A 16,470-nucleotide genomic window follows, 5' to 3' on the forward strand; every position below is an offset into this window, starting at 1 on the left:
CAACGCTAGGAAAAGGATGCCCTCGCGATGGCTCGCACACTGACTTACGTTCCCCAGCGCGGCCGGGCTGGCCTCGCTGCCCTGCTCACGGCTGCCTCACTGGCAGCTGCCTGCCAGGAAATGCCGCGGGAAGCCCTCGTGTATAAGACGCCGCCTCAGCAAGTGGAGGCGACGTCTGCTTCGACCCCGCCGAGCAATTCAGCACCAGCAGAAGATCCCGGTCGCTTCGCGATAGAGGAGGCGTTGGGCGCGAAGTGTGGCGACTGGACCGTTGGCGACCCTCCGATGCAATCGCCCGCGTGCTCTGGCCCTCTGCCAGAGCATATGGCCTGGCTCCTTCGCAACATCCCCGAAGGCCATCCCTTCCTCGACGCAGAACAACGCGAAGAGGCGGCAGCGAGCGACCAGCGCTATCGAGCGGTCAGGGGGTATGGCAGTCGGCCAGATTTCGTGGCAGCAATACACCACTTCAGCCAGTTCTGGGTCCGGTCATTTGAAGGTCTTGATCCGGAGACAACGATCTACGTGGTCTATGGCCCGGACTGCATCCCCGATAGAGCGGCCCCGCGAGACGTGGAATGCCTGTCGGGGGAGGGCAGGACAATTCGGCAACTGAAGTTGTACCGGGTGCGTGGCCGTAGCCTGCCGGAAGATGTGACCAGTGAGCTGGCCCCGCCAGCGCCGAATTTGACGCCAATCGAGCGCCAACGGTACGGCGTCTATCTGCGCCCGCCGGAGGAGGGCGGTGCGGTGGACACGGATATCGGGTTGGATGTCCGCCGGCTTGCGACCACTCCGGTCATGCGTTGGGTCATTGATCCGCCCGAAGAGGGTGACTACGAGCGGCCACGTATACCGGACTCCGATCCTCGCGGGTTTCTGCAGCAGGCGCACTTCGGCTTCCTGGTCTGGACCGGCGAGCGTTTTGAACTGCGCGACAAGATCCCACTCGCCCTCTGGGCCTGTGGAGTCGATGGTGCGGGCGACGACAGTTGCAGGAAGCAATTCGAGGGCGGCATCGACCCCTATCTGATCGAGGACGGCGAGGCAGACCTTCCAGTTGAGTCTGTGCCGTGACCAATCCCCATCCCACGACGCCAACTGCAATCGACATCCGTACCAGCGCTGAGCGCGTGATTGCGGAAGTACGGCAGGGTCGCCTTGCTCAGGCGGTCGAGTCGCTTGAGCAGGCCAGGGAGGGGCAGCGTACTGTCGTCCAGGAAGCATTGGATCGCTACGTGGCCGCCGGAGTGCGTGCCGAGCTTCCGGGGATGGGACGGGACCGCGGTCATCATGCAAGACATGCACAGTCTGTCGATCGCCTGGCACAGGCGCTCGGACCTCCACGGATTCCCGACTACAGCCACATCGCGGATTCACCCAATGAACTGGTGGGCCTGACCGAAGCCCAGAAACACGCCATCTACGCCGGCATCGTGGAGGTGCGCGGCAACGATGTCGCGCGCGACGACCTGCGTCGTGACGGGCACAGCGTATTGCTGGCGCTACGCCGCGAGACATCCACCCTCGCCTCCCCCGGACAGGGTCGGACGGGCACAGGACTTTACGACGACCAGGTCGTGGTTCTGACGCGAACCGCAAATGGCGAAGGCAGGATCTTCCTCACGGGACGCGCCAGCACCGAGCCGACCGCCCAGTACTCGCATCAGGCTGGAAGCGACGGCACCCGACCTTTTGGCGACCGCGACTTCGAGCGGCGCCAGATCGCGCCCGCCGCTGGATACGAAGACGTGGCTTGGCGTCGGATCCAGGGCGATGATGTGAATGGAGACACGATGCGTGACCTTGGGCGCCTGGCCGAGGGCACCATCGAGATGCAGATCGCCAGGCACGACAATCCCGCGGCTGCACGGACGGATACTGCATTCCGGCCTTCGCCCGAACAGCTTCGACCGGAGCGCATCGGCGGCAGGGTGCAGCGGGACACCAACGGTGATGGTCTGTTTACCGTGGCCGATCTGGAAGGTGTCCAGGGATTGAACAACACCTTCAAGATCCACAGCGGCTCCCGCAACAACACCGATTCCGCCGGTTGCCAGACCATCCACCCCAATGACTACAGCGCATTCATCGACGCTGCGCAGAGCAATCCGCGCCAGACGCGGTGGCAGTACGTGTTGACGTCAACGCAGGGCGGGCTGTTCCACAACGTGGAGGTTGGTGGCGATCGGCCGCAGCCTGCTGCGCGGCCTGAAGCGCCGGCGCCGGTTGAGCGCCCGGCGGGGCGGCAGGGCAGCGCGCCGCAGCCGTCCGGTCCTTTCGATGACCCCGGCCTCAACCGCTACTACGCCGCGGTACTGGCCGGAGATGGCGCGACGGCGGACAGAATTGCCTTGGGGTTCTCCTTTCGCGCGCCGGAGCTTGCTGTGCAGTCACAGGACCACCTCGCGAGGCTTGCGGCACCGAATGAGGCGCACGTGGCATCGGCACAGCGGGAGGCGCCGGGCCTACAGATGTAGGTTTCGTGTCCAGGCGACGACCCGCTCGAACTTCCCTGGAGCGTTGGCCCGGCCGCTACCAGTTCAGCGTCGCAGGATGGAGCCACGACCCTCCGCAGGTACCCAGCCGCCCGGGTTGCGAAGCCGCAGCATCGTCGTCTGCGCCACCAGCACGATGGCCACCAGCACGGCGATCCACGCCGAGGTATCCGCACCGGCAAGTTCATGCCCGGACTGGCGCAGGTACACCGCGACCAGCGCCCACAGCGCGGCGGCCGCATAGACCAGGTTGCCGCGCATGCGGTGGTTCAGCGCCAGCAGCACGACTGCGGCTACCGCATACAGCCCGAGCGACCACGGCAGCTGGCGGTCGACAGGCAGCAGCTCGTAGGCAACGATCACCTGCGCCAGGTTGAGGAACGCCGCGAGCGTCAGCCAGCCGGCGTGCAGCGACAGCGGCAGCCATGCCCAGGCCCACTGCCCATTGGTCGGCGCAGGGTCACGCGACAGCTGCACGGCGCAGTACGCCAGGCACGCGAGCGCGCCGAAGATCACCGCCAGGCACAGCCAGAACAGCTCCTGCGAGAACAACGGCATCCAGATCGTGGTGAGGAAGAATCCGGCCGCTGCCCAGGGCGCGATCCGTTTCACCGTGACGTCGCCCTTGCGCTCCCTGGTCATCTGCCAGCCGGCGTAGGCGAGGTCGAACAGGAAGATCAGGCCCCAGATCGAGAATGCGTAGCCCGCCGCGACCAGCAGGGTTGGATAGCGGCCGGAAATCTCGCCCTGGTCCGGCCCGAACGCACCGGTGTTGGACAGCCACGCCACGATGGGCATGGCGAGCGCGGTAAGCAGGACAAGCAGCCGCATGGCGGGCTCCGTTCTCACTCTTCGCCGAAGCTGCGGCTTGCGTGCGCGGCGGGGCGCACCGGTTCGGAAATGTCGATCTGTTCGCCGACCAGGATCGGGTCGCCATGCGGGGCGGTGCGCGAGCCCTCGTCACGCTGCGGGTAGACGGCGGAGGTTTGCTGATGACGCTGCCAGGCGCGGTAGGCGATGAAGCCGATGGTGCCGATGGCGATGAGTTTGGTGAGGGACATGGCGACCTCTGTTGCGTGCGGTGGGAGGGGGCGACAGGTTGTCCGAGCGGCGGTGATCCGGGTGTGACTGCAGCACGGTGCACCAGCTGCTTTTGCTGAATTCTTTGCGAGTCCACGCAGCACCAATGAAAAGGCCCCCGAATGGGGGCCTCCTCTTGCCGCGTGTAGGACAGGCTCAGCGGCCGTCGCGGTCCGCATCGCCCGGCAGGCGATGCTCGACGCGGTGCCAGGCATCCTTCACCGCTTCCTTGGCGTCCTGCCACGACAGGCGCGACTCGCCCTTGGCACGCTCCCAGCCCTGCTCGAGCCGCGATTCGGTGTCCGGATCCCAGTTCGACGCGGCCGACAGGCTGCGCGCCTGCGTGCCATAGCGGTAGGCGGGGCGGTAGTCCTGGTAGTCGAAGTCCTGGCTGTAGTACGACGCCTTGTTGTAGTTCTCGCCGAAGTGCTGGTCGGTGGCCTCGTAGGCGCCAAAGGTGCGGTCGGTGCGGTCCCACGCATCGCGGACGGCCGGCTGCGCCTGCTCCCAGTCCAGCGTCGATTGGCCGCGGGTCTGGTCCCAGCGCGACTTCAGCTCGGTTTCCGCATCGTTCCAGTTGCGCTGGCCGCTCTCGTTGCGCTGCTCGGTGCCGAGGCGATAGGCCGGGGCGTAGTCGCGGTCGAAGTCCGCGTCGGCGCGGTAGTACTCGCGCCCGGTCGCATCCTGGCGCCAGTATTCGACCTCGGCTGTGGGATCGACGCGTTCGGCGATCGCCTTGCCGCCCGAGGCGCCGCCGACGGCGCCGATGCCACCGCCGATCAGGGTGCCGAGGGGACCGAAGAAGCTGCCGATCGCTGCGCCGGCGATGGCACCGGCGGTGCCGCCCGTGGCCACGCCGACGGGGTGGGAGCCGGGTGCTCCGGTGATTGGATCGGGGTTCTGGTCATGCTTGTTCATTGCGCGGCTCCGGGGGTGGGGGTGGTGTCCCGGGATCATGCGTGGCGGCGCGTAGTCGGCCCGTGGAGGCGGCGTCGCGGCGGGCTTAACGAGGCCGTGATGGGTGGGTGATCTAGGATGGGAACCCGTGCGGACAGTCAGGAGGACGGCATGGCTGCGACGATTGCAGTGTGGTCTGGCACATATGCCGATGGCGGATACGGGCCTTGCGCCATCGATACGCGCCACGCTCGCGGATGTGCGCGACGCGCCTGCTGCCGGAGGGCAGGATCATGACCGACTTCCACATCACGTTGCGCCGTGAGGCCGGCGAACTGCAGGCGCACGTCGCCGGGCCCAATACGCGCGAGAACACCTTCGGCTACTGGCGGGCGATCACCGATGCGCTGCAGGCGCAGCCGGCGGGCTTGCTGCTGCTGGTCGATGAACTCGAAGGTCCGTCGCTGGAGGCGGACGACTGGCGCGCGCTGGTGCTGGAGTTCGGACCACGCCTCGGCCGGCTGCGGGTGGCCCACGTCAAGCCGCACGGGCTGGGGACGGTGGAGCACTGCATGCTCTCGGCGATCGGTTCGGGCCTGGAAGCGCAGGTCTTCGCCGACGTGCACGCTGCTGGTCTATGGCTGCGCTACGGCCACTCCGCAGGCGCGGTGAACGACCCGGGCTGAGCGCGCCGCCGATGCATTGGCGGCGCCTCGGGTGGTTGCCCTGGTTCCTCAGCCGCCGCGCGTGAGCGGCGCGGAGCCGTTGCGTCGGGCGGGGATGTTGCCCGACTGGGTCTGTTTCCAATGCCGCATCAGCTCGCGCAGCGCCTCGGGCTTGGCCTGGGAAGGCGCGCTGCCGGCCTGGTTCCTGGCGTTCTCGCCGTGGCAGCCGCTGCAGGTGCGGATCTCGCCTGGCTGCAGGGTCACCCAGACACGCTCGCGCACGATCGCTTCGCCTGCGGCGTCGGTGGTCTGCCAGGTCAGCGCGCGGCTGGCCGGCACGAATGCCGCCGACGATCCGTCGCGCGCGATCGTGACGCTGCCGGCAGGCCCCGAGGCATTCGCGGGATTGCCGCGCAGCGCAGCTGGCTGGGCCAGCACCCGGCGTCCCTGCTTGAAGCTGTCGTAGGCGCGCACCTGGTTGCCCTGGAACACCTGGAAATGCGAGATGTCGTACAGGCGGCCATTGCCATTGACCGTCTTCGCGCCGCCCGGCACCTGCAGGTTGTAGGGCTGCTGCCGGTCAGCCTGGTCGCGGCTGGTCTGGTTGCGCACGACGATGAGCGCCAGGCCCTGCGCGCGCAGCCACAGGCGCAGGCTGGTTTCGTCCACCTGCTCCTCGGCCAGCACCGCGCGCTCGGGCGCGGTCAGCGCCAACGTGGGCGCAGGCGGCGGCGTGCGTGCCACCACTTCGGCCGGATCAACCTCCCACAGCGGGCCGCTGTAGGACGCCTGCGAGCCGGGCGTCCACCACGACACCGCCTTGCTGATGCCACCGGTGAGCGCGGTGCCGGGCGTCAGCAGCCCGCTGGCGTTGGAGTCCAGCGTGCGCAGGCGCAACTCGATCCCCGACGAGAACGTCGAGCTCGGCGTGTGGCTGGCGACGACGGCACCGTTGCTGGTCGGCAGCGGATTGCGGTAGCGGCCGCCGCTGGCCGATGCCACGGTGATGGTCATCTGGTTGGCGGCCAGATTCGGCGCGCCGGACACGCGCATGATCCGGCCCGAGCTGCCTTCGGCGAACTCGTTGGCGTGGATGCCGAACAGCGTGCCCGGCGCACGCGGGTCCTCGCGCAGGTGGAACAGCCCCGAGTCGATGTCGATCTCGGTGCGGTTGGCCCGCAGCGTGGTGCCCACGGTGTCGATCAAGGCGTTGTCTGCGGCGAACGAACGCAGGATGTAGTTGAACGAAAGCTCGTGCCGGCCGATGTGGTTGAGCGTGAGCTCGTCGGTGCCGTCCTGGTTGATCTGCCAGGGCGTGAACAGGTTGTAGGTAAAGGCGTTGACGCGCCCGTAGTTGGCGGTGGCCATGCCCTCGAGCGTTTCGGGGAAGCTTTCGCTGCGGTTGGACAGCTTGGCGGCGTTGGCCGCTTCGCTCGCGAAGTTGACCGCGCCGAAGACATCCAGGCCCTGCTGGTCGCGCTGCAGGTGGTCCCAGCGGGTGAAGATCACGCGGCCATAGCTGTCGATGGTGGGGCTGAAGACACCGCTGGGCGAGTGGTTGAGGATGCGCAGCGCGCCCGATGCGGGCTCCAGGCTGTAGATGCCGGTGATCGTCGGCGTGCTCTCGTACTCGTCCAGCTGCGGATACAGGTGCGCCTCGCCGCCGCGCGGGCGATCGGAGGTGAACAGGATGCGGTCATCGCTGGCATACAGCGGCGAGACGTTGTTGTAGGCGGGCTGGTTGGCGATCTTCGTGACGCGCGCGGTCTGGCCGCGGGCCAGGCCGGTGACTTCATAGAGCTGCCACCTGGCATTGGTGTTCACGTGCTGGCGCGGCGGAGCGCCCACGACCATGCTGAAGACCGCCCTGGTGCCGCTCCAGTGCACGGTCGGTTCGCGCACGGCGATGGCGTTCGCGCCCTGCAGCCCATCCATGCCGTAGCCGCCTTCGCGGGTGAGGTTGCGCAAGGTGCCGTCGGGATAGCGGATCATCAGGTCGCCGCCACGCGGCACCGCGTTGATGTCGGGCAGGTGGTTGGCGAAGGTCGACATGCGGCTGGCGAAGGGGTCGCTGCTGCCGTTGCCGCTGATCGGCACCTGGGTGACGAACAGGATCGGGTTCTGCACGGTTGCGGCTTTGGCGACAGCCGAGGCGGTGCTGCGGGCCACGGGCGCTGCCACCTGCGTGGTGGCGCTGCTGGCTGTCTTGGCCAGCGGGTCGGAGTCGTCTTGGGGAACCTGCACGCCGCAGCCTGCGAGCAACGTGGATGCCGCCAGCGCGAGGCCGATCCGGATTCCGTTCCGGTGGGAGGAGGGGAACCGCTTGCTCATGTAAGGTCTGCCGGAGATCAGGAAAGGCGGGCAGCGTCGACCAGTGGCCCTGGCGCGGGGACAAGTGTCCCCGCCGACCTTGGCCGAACGGGCGCTGCGTTTACGTTTTGGATCCCCTTGGGCAAGGATTCTTGGGTTTTGCCGCCTAACTGCAGGCTGAACAGCTGAAATACGGCGGTTTTTTGCTCTGCTTTGGTGACGTTTCTCACAGATTCGGGCTTGCATTGCGCGAATGTCGGGCCGTGGCGGTCTCACCGTTGCTCGCGGGTTCAGCCCTGACGGTGCAGCGGGCGATCAAAGCCGCAGCACCGCCACCGTGGCGAGCCAGCCCACCCCCCGCGCTCATCCCCGGAACCGCGTCGCGCCCTCGTAGCTGATCATCCACTGAACCTCGAAGCGGTCGCTGACAATGCCGTACAGCTCGGCCCACTCCGTCGCTTGCAGCGGCATGGTGACCTGGCCCCCGGCAGAAAGACCGTCGAACAGCCGCCTGGCCTCCGCCGCATCGTCCGGCGCCAGCGTGATGTAGCTGTTGTTGCCGATGCGCAGGGTGCTGCTGCCACCGCAGCCTGCATCGGTGCCCATCAGCATGGCCGGTCCGATCGGCAACGCGATATGGGCGATGCCGCCGGCGGCGTCGGCGGGCAGCCCCATGTTGTCGGGGAAGTCGCTGTAGCGCAGCACCATCGCGAACTCGCCACCAAACACGGAGCGATAGAACTCGAAGGCCTCGAGCGTGTTGCCGGGGAAGTTGAGATACGGATTGACGGCCTGGACCATGTGGGTCTCCTTGAGCGGGACATGCGTGCGAAGCTGCACGCTACAGCGACGAACGACGCCGCCGCGGATCGACATGGCATCGTCGCGTCGCCGGACGTGCGGTCCATGACCGCCGTGCGGTGCAGGATCCAGCCGGGCGGCGGCGCGGACAGTCGCGCAACCGGCATCTTCGAAGCGGCACCCGGATGGCAGGAATGGTGCAACCGGGATTGTGTATCCTCGGCCGGCGCGACGCCGCAGGGGGCTGTGGAGCGTCGCGCCTCCGACGGAATGCCGCACGCCGCGGAGCAGGAGCAATCAAGCGCAACGTGCCCGGCCTCCCGGCGCACGCGGGGATCTCATGGACACGATGGTCATGCCGGCGACCGCCACCACGCAGTCGCCCACGGGATTGATGCACGCGCTGGCGCCCGGATCGGTGCCGCGACCGGCGCGCCGCCCGCTGTACACGCTGCTGCTGTGGCTGGTGGCGCTGCTGTCGTGCCTGCTGCCGTTGGTGTACTTCGGCTTCGTCGCGGCGCTGGCGTGGCTGGGCTATGTCTACTACGCCGAGTGGGCGCCGCGCGAGATCAGCGGCTGGGCGATGCTGGCCTGGTCGGTGCCCGGCTTCGTGCTGGGGGTGCTGATCCTGTTCCTGCTCAAGCCGCTGTTCGCGCCGCGTGCGAGCGAGCCGGATCCGCTCAGGCTGCCGGCGCAGGAATCGGCATTCCGCGACGCCGTGCTGGCGCTGTGCCGCGCGGTTGGCGTGGCGCCGCCGCGCGAAATCCATCTCAGCCACAGCGTCAATGCCTGGGTGCAGTTCAGCCCCGGCCCCGGCGGGCTGGTGGGCGGGGCGAGGACGTTGACCATTGGCCTGCCGCTGGTCGCCGGCATGACCGCGCGCCAGCTGGTGGGCGTGCTTGCCCACGAGTTCGGCCACTTCGCGCAGCGTGGCGGCATGCGCGCCGCGCACGTGATCAACCACGTCAACCGCTGGCTCGAATCGCGCGCCTACCATCGCGACGAGTGGGACGAGCGCCTGCAGCGCTGGCTCGACGGCGACGCGGACGACGAGGGCGATGGTGGCAACCTGTTCCAGCTCATGTGCGCCGTTACCCAGTTCTGCCTCGGGCTGACGCGCGTGTTCCTGCGCGGCCTGTTCCAGGTCAGCTTCCGGATGAGTCGCTGGCTGTCGCAGGAGATGGAGTTCGACGCCGACCGCTACGAGGTCGCGGTGGCCGGCAGCGACACCTTCGCCACCACCGCGCTGCGCCTGCGCGCGCTGTCGCAAGCGATGCACGAGGTGGAGGCGATCAACCGCAAGGCCTGGCGCGAAGGCAGCCTGGTGGCAGACCTGCCGGCCGCCGCCGCGCTGCGGTTGGGGCAGTGGCGCGCGGAGGACTGGCAGGCGATCGAATGCATGCTCGACAACGACGACGAGACCCGCTTCTGGGATTCGCACCCGGCCGATCAGGCGCGCATCGCCAATGCGATGGCGCAGCCGGTGGCGGGCATGTTCGTCGACGAGCGCCCCGCGTCCGCGCTGTTCGCCGATTTCCCGGCGCTCAGCCGACAGGTGACCGAGCACTACTACCGCGAGATGGGGCTGGAGTTCGGCGCGCGCAGCCTGGTCGAGCCTGCGCAGCTGCTCGGCATGGGCCAGCTGCCCGATGCACTGGCGCAGGGCTGGAAGCGCTTCGCCAACGGCATGCTCGGCACGGTGCCGCTGCTGGACCCGGGCGAGGGCGCGCTGCTGCCGGCGGCCGGCTTCGACTGGCAGGGCTGCGTGGACGAACTGCGCAGGCTGGGGCCGGACGCGGCCGACCTGTGGCCGCGCCTGGACCGTGTCCGTTCGCGCGCGGACGAGCTCGAGCTGTGGGTGCGGCTGGTCGACCTGGGCGTCGATTTCACGATGCCGGATGGGTCCGATCCCGATCCGGGCGCGCTGCGCGAGCAGCTGGGTCAGTGCCGCAACGGTGGCTCGGCCGACCGCAAGCTGGCCACGCGCATCCTCGCGCTGTTTGCGCGACGCTACCAGTTGGCCGTCGCCGCGCTGACCGGGGCAGCGCAAACGCAGGCGCAGGCCAGGCTGGCGCTGCTGCAGGCGCTGCACGAGGCATGGCCGAAGCTCGAGCGCCTGCTGTCGGGGGGTCGCGTCTGCCTGCGCCTGCAGGGCGGCATGGGACGGGACGCCGACGATCTGCGCGTGCGCGTCTATGCGATGGCCGAGCAGTACCGGCAGGAGTTCGACACGCTGATGGCAAAGCTCGATGGCATCGCGCTGGCCGATGGCGCCGCGCTGGGACGGCATCTGCGCAGCCGTTGTGGCCGCATGTCGTCGGCCGGCGGCGATCCGTTCGCCTTCATCCACGTCACCGGTCCGGTGGAGGACGCCTTCCTCGAGCTGTACCAGCGTGAGCTCGCGGAGCTCGCGCTGCTGGCCGACGCCGCCGAGCGTGAACACGGGATCCGGCCGATCAGGTTGTTCCAGGCACGGTGAGCGGACGGGAATCGCAGTGCGCAGTGAGTCCCTGCGCGTTGCATTCCGCGTTCGGGGTGACAGTCCGCAGGTACCGGATGAGCCCGGGACCGGCCGGTATGGCGGGGCCCCCGAATCCTGTCATCTCGAACGCAGTGAGAGATCCCGTCTTCGGATTCCAGATCCCTCACTGCGTTCGGGATGACAATCTGCAGGTGTCGGATGAAGCCCGCGATCATCGTGTGGCGCGGGCCCTCCGGATCCTGTCATCTCGAACGCAGTGAGAGATCTCCGTCGCGGAAGGCCGGCCCCTGCGACCTTCGCAAACCGTCACTCCCCGCGCGCCAGCCGCTCCTCCACCGCGCTGAAGGCCGAACGCGTGCCGTCGCGGCCATCCGCGATGCCCGTGGCGAAATAGACCACGCCGGTGCCAGCCTCGCGATCGATCCACAGTCCCGAGCGCAGACCATAGGCGGAGCCGCTGTGGCCGACGCGTTCAACGCCATCGCCGAAGGGGTCGTCGCCGCATCCCGGCTGCGGCGTGGCCAGCGTCTGCGTGGCCATGCCATAGCGGCAGAAGAACGCCAGTCCCTGCCCGTCGCCGGTGTCCTCCTCATGGCCGATGCCGTTGCCGGGCGCGTACTGCCACAGCGGCGAGAGCAGGCTGCGCACCGAACCGGGCGACAGCAGTCGCACCCCATCGACCTCGCCTTCGCCAAGCAGCAACCGGCCGATCTTCGCCAGCTCGCGCGCGGAGATGCGCAGCCCGCCCTGCGGCGAGAACAGCGCGCCGTTGGCGCCCGCGCGCCACTGCGACAGGTCGCAGCTGGCGCCTTCCGCGGTGATCACCGCGCACCCGGGTGTGCTGCCGCGATGGTCGTCGCGCAGCGGCGTTCGAGCCTCGTCGTACAGCACCACCGCACGCGCAGCCGTTGCTTCGTCACAGGCCGCCCAGTTGTAGCAGCTTGCGATGCCGAGCGGCTGCAGCACCAGCCGCTGCATCAGCAGGTCGAAGCGTTCGCCCGTCGCGCGTTCCATGACCATCGCGACCAGCGGAAAGCCGAGGTTGGCATAGCGGAAGAAACTGCCCGGTGCGTGTTCGGCATCCCAGGCGCGCGGATCGTCGAGCAATGTGCGCAGCTCGCCGCCAAGCGGCACCTGCCAGTAGCCGGCGGCATCGGTGAGTCCGGCCCGGTGCGAGAGCAGCATGCGCAGGGTGACCGGCACATCGGGCCATTGCGGATGGCGCAGGCTCCAGCCAAGCGCGTCGGACACATCGGCATCGAGGTCCAGGCGTCCTTGTTCGACCAGTCGCAGCACGCCGACGGCCACCACCAGCTTGGAGATCGAGGCCACGCGCACCGGATCATCCGCGGTGATGGCGCGGTTCGCCGCAATGTCGGCAAGACCCTCGGCACGGGATTGGGTGACGCCCTCGCGGTCGAACGCCACGCGCACGCTGGCGACCGGTCCGGCGGCGCAGGCAAGGCCCGCGCAGAGATTCAGGAGCAGCAGCCATGGTGCCAGGCGCATTTGATCGGTCCTCCCGTCGAAACGATGCGGCTCGCCCGCGTTGCCGCTCAGGCGGCGGCCGGGCGCGATGCGGCCCCGACCCGCTGCCTGACCGCGTCGACATCGCGCACCGGGCGCACCTCGATGCAGCCGGTCTGCGCCCAGGGCAGTTCCTCGGCCATGCGGATCGCGTCCTCCAGGCTGTTGGCCTCGACCAGGTTGAAGCCGGCCAGCAGCTCCTTGGTTTCGGCGAAGGGGCCGTCGACCACACTCACCTTGCCGCCGCGACGACGCACCGACTTCGCGGTGCGTGCGGGTTCGAGCTGCTGGAAACCAAGCAGCGTGCCTTCGTCCTGCAGCGCGTCGGCGCGCTCCAGGCAGTGGCGCATGCGCCGGTCGAACTCGCCCTCGGGCAGCGCCTCGAGCAAAGTTTCATCGACGTAGACCAGCAGCAGGTACTGCATCGGATCCTCCGGTGCGTGGATGGTCAGGCGGCGGGGGGCGCCTCGTTGTCGCCGCGGCCCAGCGGGTCGGGCAGCGGCGTGCTTTCGTCCACGAAGCCCAGCGACGCCGAATTGATGCAGTGGCGCTCGTGCGTGGGCGGCGGGCCGTCGGGGAACACGTGGCCAAGATGGCTGCCGCAGCGCGCGCAGACCTCTTCGACGCGGACCATGCCGTGGCTGGCGTCGCGCACGTAGCGGATGTGCGCCGGTGCATAGGGCGCGAAGAAGCTCGGCCAGCCCGTGCCCGAATCGAACTTGGCGCCGGAGCGGAACAGCGGCAGCCCGCACAGGCGGCAGGCGTAGACCCCTTCGCGCTTGTTGTCCAGGAACACGCCGCAGAACGGCGCCTCGGTGCCATGCGACAGCAGCACGCGGCGTTCGGACTCGTCCAGGCCGGCTTCCAGCGTGGCGCGCTGCGCGGGGTCGGGCGGGGTCAGGTCGAATCCGGACACGGGCGGACTCCTTGCGAGTCTGGGGTTCTGGAGTTTGCCAGCTTGCCGTCGCGGCCGCGCGCGCGATCGTCAGCCTGCGCTCACGCCCACAGTGCGCGAAACGACATGCGCGAGCGATGCGGGCATGCAGGGTGGGACGGCGTGGGTTATTCGGCTTGCGGCAACTGGTACCAGGCTTCGACTTCGCCCTTGAGCTTGATCGTCAGCGGCTGGCCGCGGCGGTCCAGGGCCTTGCCGGCGGCGACGCGGATCCAGCCTTCGCTGATGCAGTACTCCTCCACGTCGCGCCGCTCCACGCCCTTGAAGCGGATGCCGATGCCGCGGCCAAGCGAGGCTTCGTCGTAGTGCGGGCTGCGCGGATCGTTGCAGAGGCGGTCGGGAGGCGTTTCGGACATGGCGAGGTGCGGCTGATCGGGTGTGGCCAGCGATTGTAGCGGACCGGTCACGGCGCCTCGCCCCGGCCTTGCGCCCTGGCGCGTGCGATCACCGCCCGTACCAGGGCGCGGTCGTGGTGCCGCGAGATCGGTTGCGCCCCCAGCGCGATTGCCAGCTCGCGCAGTTCAGCGGTGACGTCGTAGTGGGCGCCGCTGGTCCTGTTTTGGAAAGCGTGGCGCGGCATGCCCAGGCGTGCGGCGAAGGCGTGCAGCTCGTCGAGCGTGTCGGCCATCAGGTGCGCCCAGCGCCTGCCGCGCCACAGGGTCACCGCGTCGTCGACGTAGACGGTCATCCGGCGGCGGCTCCTGGGCGTGTCGACAGCGCATCTTCGCGCCATACGGCGTGTCGCCACCGGTGCAGTGTCGATGCCCCACGCGCGGCGTGTGGCCCGCTCAGTGGATCGCGACCTCGGACCTGCGCAGTTCGTCGCGCACCCAGCCGTCGATCATGCGCTTCTCGTAGTACAGGTTGTCGTGACTGGCCGCGTTGCCGCCGCCCATCAGGAAGCCGGTATCGCGCATCTCGCGGCTGCCCTCGGCGATCAGCTGCCCGTCGGCTCCGTAGTGCTTGAATTGCAGCGCCATCGACGGCGGATAGTGGTCGCGCACGAAGCGCACGTCCTGCATGTTCATGCCGCGCCAGGGCTCATAGCGGCCGGCGCGATTGAGGTCGGTGATCGTCACCTCCAGCCGCTCGCCTTCGGGCAGGCGCTTTTCGGCGGAGTCGCGCATGTGTTCGGCCAGCTGTTCGACCCAGCTGCCTTGGGCGGCGCGCCAGCGGTTGCCGCTGAACTTGAGGTCGGTGAAGTTGGACGGGTCGGTCCATTGCACCTGTACCGGGCCTTCGGCCGGCAGGCTGCGCGGGGCCTCGGGGTCGGTGACGTTGCGGGATTTGGCGGTGACGGTGGCGGTCGCCAGCAGGACGACGACCAGCAAGAGCAGGCGTGCGAAACGACTCATGGCTAGGCTCCGGTTTGAACGCTACGAGTCTGCGCTCGCCGGGCTTAACCGTGCGCGACCCCGGGCGGCCGCGCATGCGTTCACGTCACGCAGTCAGGCGGCCACGCAATGATGCGGCCCGACTTCCTGCTGCCTGGACCTCTCCGCATGAGCCCACTGCTTTCACCCTTCGTCGCCCTGGCGCTGTGCCTGGCCGCCACCTGCGCCCATGCCGCCGACGATGCCGCTGCCGGCCATACCCCCGAGGCGGTCAACGCCGCCACCGGCGCCGGCCAGGCCGCGCTGCTGCGCGCGCAGGTGCTGCTGGAGCGCGCGCGCTTTTCTCCCGGCGAGATCGACGGTGGCGCCGGCACCAACACCAGCCGCGCGATCGCGGCCTTCCAGCGCGCCAAGGATCTCGAACCCAGCGGCGAACTGGACGAGGCGACCTGGCAGGCGCTGGCCGCGGATGCGGCACCCGCGCTGGTCACCTACACGCTTACGGCCGAGGACGTGGCCGGTCCGTTCCCGAAGATTCCCGACGACACCATGGAGAAGGCCGATCTTGACGCACTGGGCTACACCTCGGTGGAGGAGGCGCTGGGCGAGAAGTTCCACGCTGCCCCGCAGCTGATCGCGCAGCTCAATCCCGGCAAGCCGCTGAAGGCCGGGACCGGGCTGGTCGTGCCCAACCTCGCCGACCTGGCGCCGCTGGCGCCGGCCGCAACCGTGGTGGTCGACAAGTCCGACTCGGTGCTGCGCCTGCAGGACGATGCCGGCAAGGTCTATGCGCAGTTCCCCGCCTCCACCGGCAGCGAACACGATCCGCTGCCGATCGGCGAATGGACCGTCAAGTCCGTCGCCGAAGATCCGACCTTCCACTACAACCCCGAGCTGTTCTGGGATGCCGACCCCTCGCACGCCAAGGCGACCCTGGCTGCGGGGCCGAACAACCCCGTTGGCAGCGTCTGGATCGACTTGTCCAAACCGCACTACGGCATCCACGGCACGCCCGAGCCGGCCCAGGTGGGCAAGACCCAGTCGCACGGCTGCATCCGCCTGACCAACTGGGCCGCGCGCACGCTCGCGGGCGCGGTCAAGGCCGGCACGCGCGTGCTGCTGGAAGAGTGAGGCGCAATCCGTGCGCTGGCTGACGGTCGGTGTGCTGCTGTTGCTGCTGGCGAATGTCGGCTGGTGGCTGCTTGGCGGCGATGGCGGAGCGTCGTGGCAGCGCAGCGCGACGCCGGTGGCGACGACGGCGGATCCGGCCCCGACGGCGGATCCGGCCCCGACAGCGGAGCCGGCAGACGCGCCACCCGCGGCACACCATGCCGCGCTGCCGCCTCCGCTTGCCGGAACCAGTGAACCCGCAGCGCTACCCGTTCCAATTGCCCCTGCAACCGACCCGGCCGGCCTGCTCGTGCCCGTGCAGGGCATGCAGGCGGACGATCTGTACGACACCTTCGGCGACGCCCGCGGCAGCGAGCGCAGCCACGAGGCGCTGGACATCATGGCCCCGGCCGGCACGCCGGTGCTGGCGGTGGCGGACGGCCACGTCGAAAAGCTGTTCGACAGCGATCGCGGTGGTCTGACCATCTACCAGTTCGAACCCTCCGGCCGCTGGTGCTACTACTACGCCCACCTGCAGTCCTACGCCCCCGGCCTGGCGGAGGGCGCGCTGCTGAAGCGCGGCCAGGTGATCGGCTACGTCGGCAGCACCGGCAACGCCGACCCGGCCGCCCCGCACCTGCACTTCGCCGTGTTCGCGCTTACGCCCGAGCGGCAGTGGTGGACTGGCACACCGCTCAATCCCTATCCATTGCTGACCGGAAAGTCCGCGGACTGAAGCCGGCCCACGCCGCGTGGCCCGCCGCGGTCGATTGGGCTAACCTGCGGCCGTCACCCGACGGTATACGACGCC

General features: G+C 68.9%; 17 protein-coding genes. 6 read left to right on the forward strand and 11 right to left on the reverse strand.

Annotated features, from left to right (window positions below):
• The first annotated feature begins 324 nt into the window (after positions 1–324).
• A complete protein-coding gene (locus tag ACW5DW_RS01140) occupies positions 325–1,077 on the forward strand; it encodes a hypothetical protein (RefSeq protein WP_457016770.1) in 753 nt (250 codons plus the stop codon).
• Entirely contained in the window at positions 1,074–2,480 is a 1,407-nt protein-coding gene (locus tag ACW5DW_RS01145) for a hypothetical protein (protein WP_457016771.1), read from the forward strand. The genes ACW5DW_RS01140 and ACW5DW_RS01145 overlap by 4 nt, the downstream gene beginning before the upstream one ends.
• A gap of 63 nt (positions 2,481–2,543) precedes the next feature.
• On the opposite strand, the gene ACW5DW_RS01150 is transcribed toward ACW5DW_RS01145, so the two are convergent.
• From ACW5DW_RS01150 to ACW5DW_RS01160, 3 genes are all read right to left on the reverse strand, one after another.
• Positions 2,544–3,329 (reverse strand): hypothetical protein, encoded by a 786-nt coding sequence (locus ACW5DW_RS01150; protein ID WP_457016772.1) that lies wholly within the window; start codon positions 3,327–3,329, stop codon positions 2,544–2,546.
• A gap of 14 nt (positions 3,330–3,343) precedes the next feature.
• Positions 3,344–3,559 carry a hypothetical protein gene (locus ACW5DW_RS01155; protein WP_457016773.1) on the reverse strand — a complete coding sequence of 72 codons (216 nt, stop codon included), beginning with the start codon at positions 3,557–3,559 and terminating at the stop codon, positions 3,344–3,346.
• Positions 3,560–3,734: 175 nt separating this feature from the next.
• Positions 3,735–4,496, reverse strand: a complete 762-nt coding sequence (locus ACW5DW_RS01160; protein WP_457016775.1) for a hypothetical protein — start codon at positions 4,494–4,496, stop codon at positions 3,735–3,737.
• Between the two features lie 272 nt (positions 4,497–4,768).
• Here ACW5DW_RS01160 and ACW5DW_RS01165 point away from each other — a divergent pair, with 272 nt between their 5' ends.
• Positions 4,769–5,161 (forward strand): hypothetical protein, encoded by a 393-nt coding sequence (locus ACW5DW_RS01165; RefSeq protein WP_457016777.1) that lies wholly within the window; start codon positions 4,769–4,771, stop codon positions 5,159–5,161.
• Between the two features lie 48 nt (positions 5,162–5,209).
• On the opposite strand, the gene ACW5DW_RS01170 is transcribed toward ACW5DW_RS01165, so the two are convergent.
• Both ACW5DW_RS01170 and ACW5DW_RS01175 read right to left on the reverse strand, forming a co-directional pair.
• Positions 5,210–7,384: an HzsA-related protein gene (locus tag ACW5DW_RS01170; RefSeq protein WP_457016778.1), complete on the reverse strand. Its 2,175-nt coding sequence runs from the start codon at positions 7,382–7,384 to the stop codon at positions 5,210–5,212.
• A 429-nt stretch (positions 7,385–7,813) separates the two neighbouring features.
• Positions 7,814–8,251: a VOC family protein gene (locus ACW5DW_RS01175; protein WP_457016780.1), complete on the reverse strand. Its 438-nt coding sequence runs from the start codon at positions 8,249–8,251 to the stop codon at positions 7,814–7,816.
• 340 nt (positions 8,252–8,591) lie between these two features.
• Here ACW5DW_RS01175 and ACW5DW_RS01180 point away from each other — a divergent pair, with 340 nt between their 5' ends.
• Complete coding sequence (locus tag ACW5DW_RS01180; protein WP_457016782.1) at positions 8,592–10,730, forward strand: M48 family metalloprotease; 2,139 nt, start codon at positions 8,592–8,594, stop codon at positions 10,728–10,730.
• Between the two features lie 309 nt (positions 10,731–11,039).
• On the opposite strand, the gene ACW5DW_RS01185 is transcribed toward ACW5DW_RS01180, so the two are convergent.
• The 6 genes from ACW5DW_RS01185 to ACW5DW_RS01210 all read right to left on the reverse strand — a co-directional run bounded on the left by ACW5DW_RS01185 (position 11,040) and on the right by ACW5DW_RS01210 (position 14,570).
• Positions 11,040–12,242, reverse strand: coding sequence for a serine hydrolase domain-containing protein (locus ACW5DW_RS01185; RefSeq protein ID WP_457016784.1), 1,203 nt, complete (start codon positions 12,240–12,242; stop codon positions 11,040–11,042).
• A gap of 47 nt (positions 12,243–12,289) precedes the next feature.
• Positions 12,290–12,685 carry a YciI family protein gene (locus ACW5DW_RS01190; RefSeq protein ID WP_457016785.1) on the reverse strand — a complete coding sequence of 132 codons (396 nt, stop codon included), beginning with the start codon at positions 12,683–12,685 and terminating at the stop codon, positions 12,290–12,292.
• A 23-nt stretch (positions 12,686–12,708) separates the two neighbouring features.
• A complete protein-coding gene (msrB, locus tag ACW5DW_RS01195) occupies positions 12,709–13,176 on the reverse strand; it encodes a peptide-methionine (R)-S-oxide reductase MsrB (protein ID WP_457016787.1) in 468 nt (155 codons plus the stop codon).
• A 146-nt stretch (positions 13,177–13,322) separates the two neighbouring features.
• Entirely contained in the window at positions 13,323–13,571 is a 249-nt protein-coding gene (locus ACW5DW_RS01200; protein ID WP_457016789.1) for a DUF3297 family protein, read from the reverse strand.
• A 47-nt stretch (positions 13,572–13,618) separates the two neighbouring features.
• On the reverse strand, positions 13,619–13,903 hold the full coding sequence (locus tag ACW5DW_RS01205; protein ID WP_457016791.1) for a DUF4031 domain-containing protein: 285 nt from the start codon (positions 13,901–13,903) through the stop codon (positions 13,619–13,621).
• Positions 13,904–14,003: 100 nt separating this feature from the next.
• Entirely contained in the window at positions 14,004–14,570 is a 567-nt protein-coding gene (locus ACW5DW_RS01210; protein WP_457016793.1) for a DUF3016 domain-containing protein, read from the reverse strand.
• 147 nt (positions 14,571–14,717) lie between these two features.
• Between ACW5DW_RS01210 and ACW5DW_RS01215 the strand changes: the two genes are divergently transcribed.
• Positions 14,718–15,680: a L,D-transpeptidase family protein gene (locus ACW5DW_RS01215; protein WP_457016795.1), complete on the forward strand. Its 963-nt coding sequence runs from the start codon at positions 14,718–14,720 to the stop codon at positions 15,678–15,680.
• A gap of 10 nt (positions 15,681–15,690) precedes the next feature.
• Positions 15,691–16,395 carry a M23 family metallopeptidase gene (locus ACW5DW_RS01220; RefSeq protein ID WP_457016797.1) on the forward strand — a complete coding sequence of 235 codons (705 nt, stop codon included), beginning with the start codon at positions 15,691–15,693 and terminating at the stop codon, positions 16,393–16,395.
• Positions 16,396–16,470: the final 75 nt, after the last annotated feature.

Source organism: Luteimonas sp. A482 (assembly GCF_054072655.1).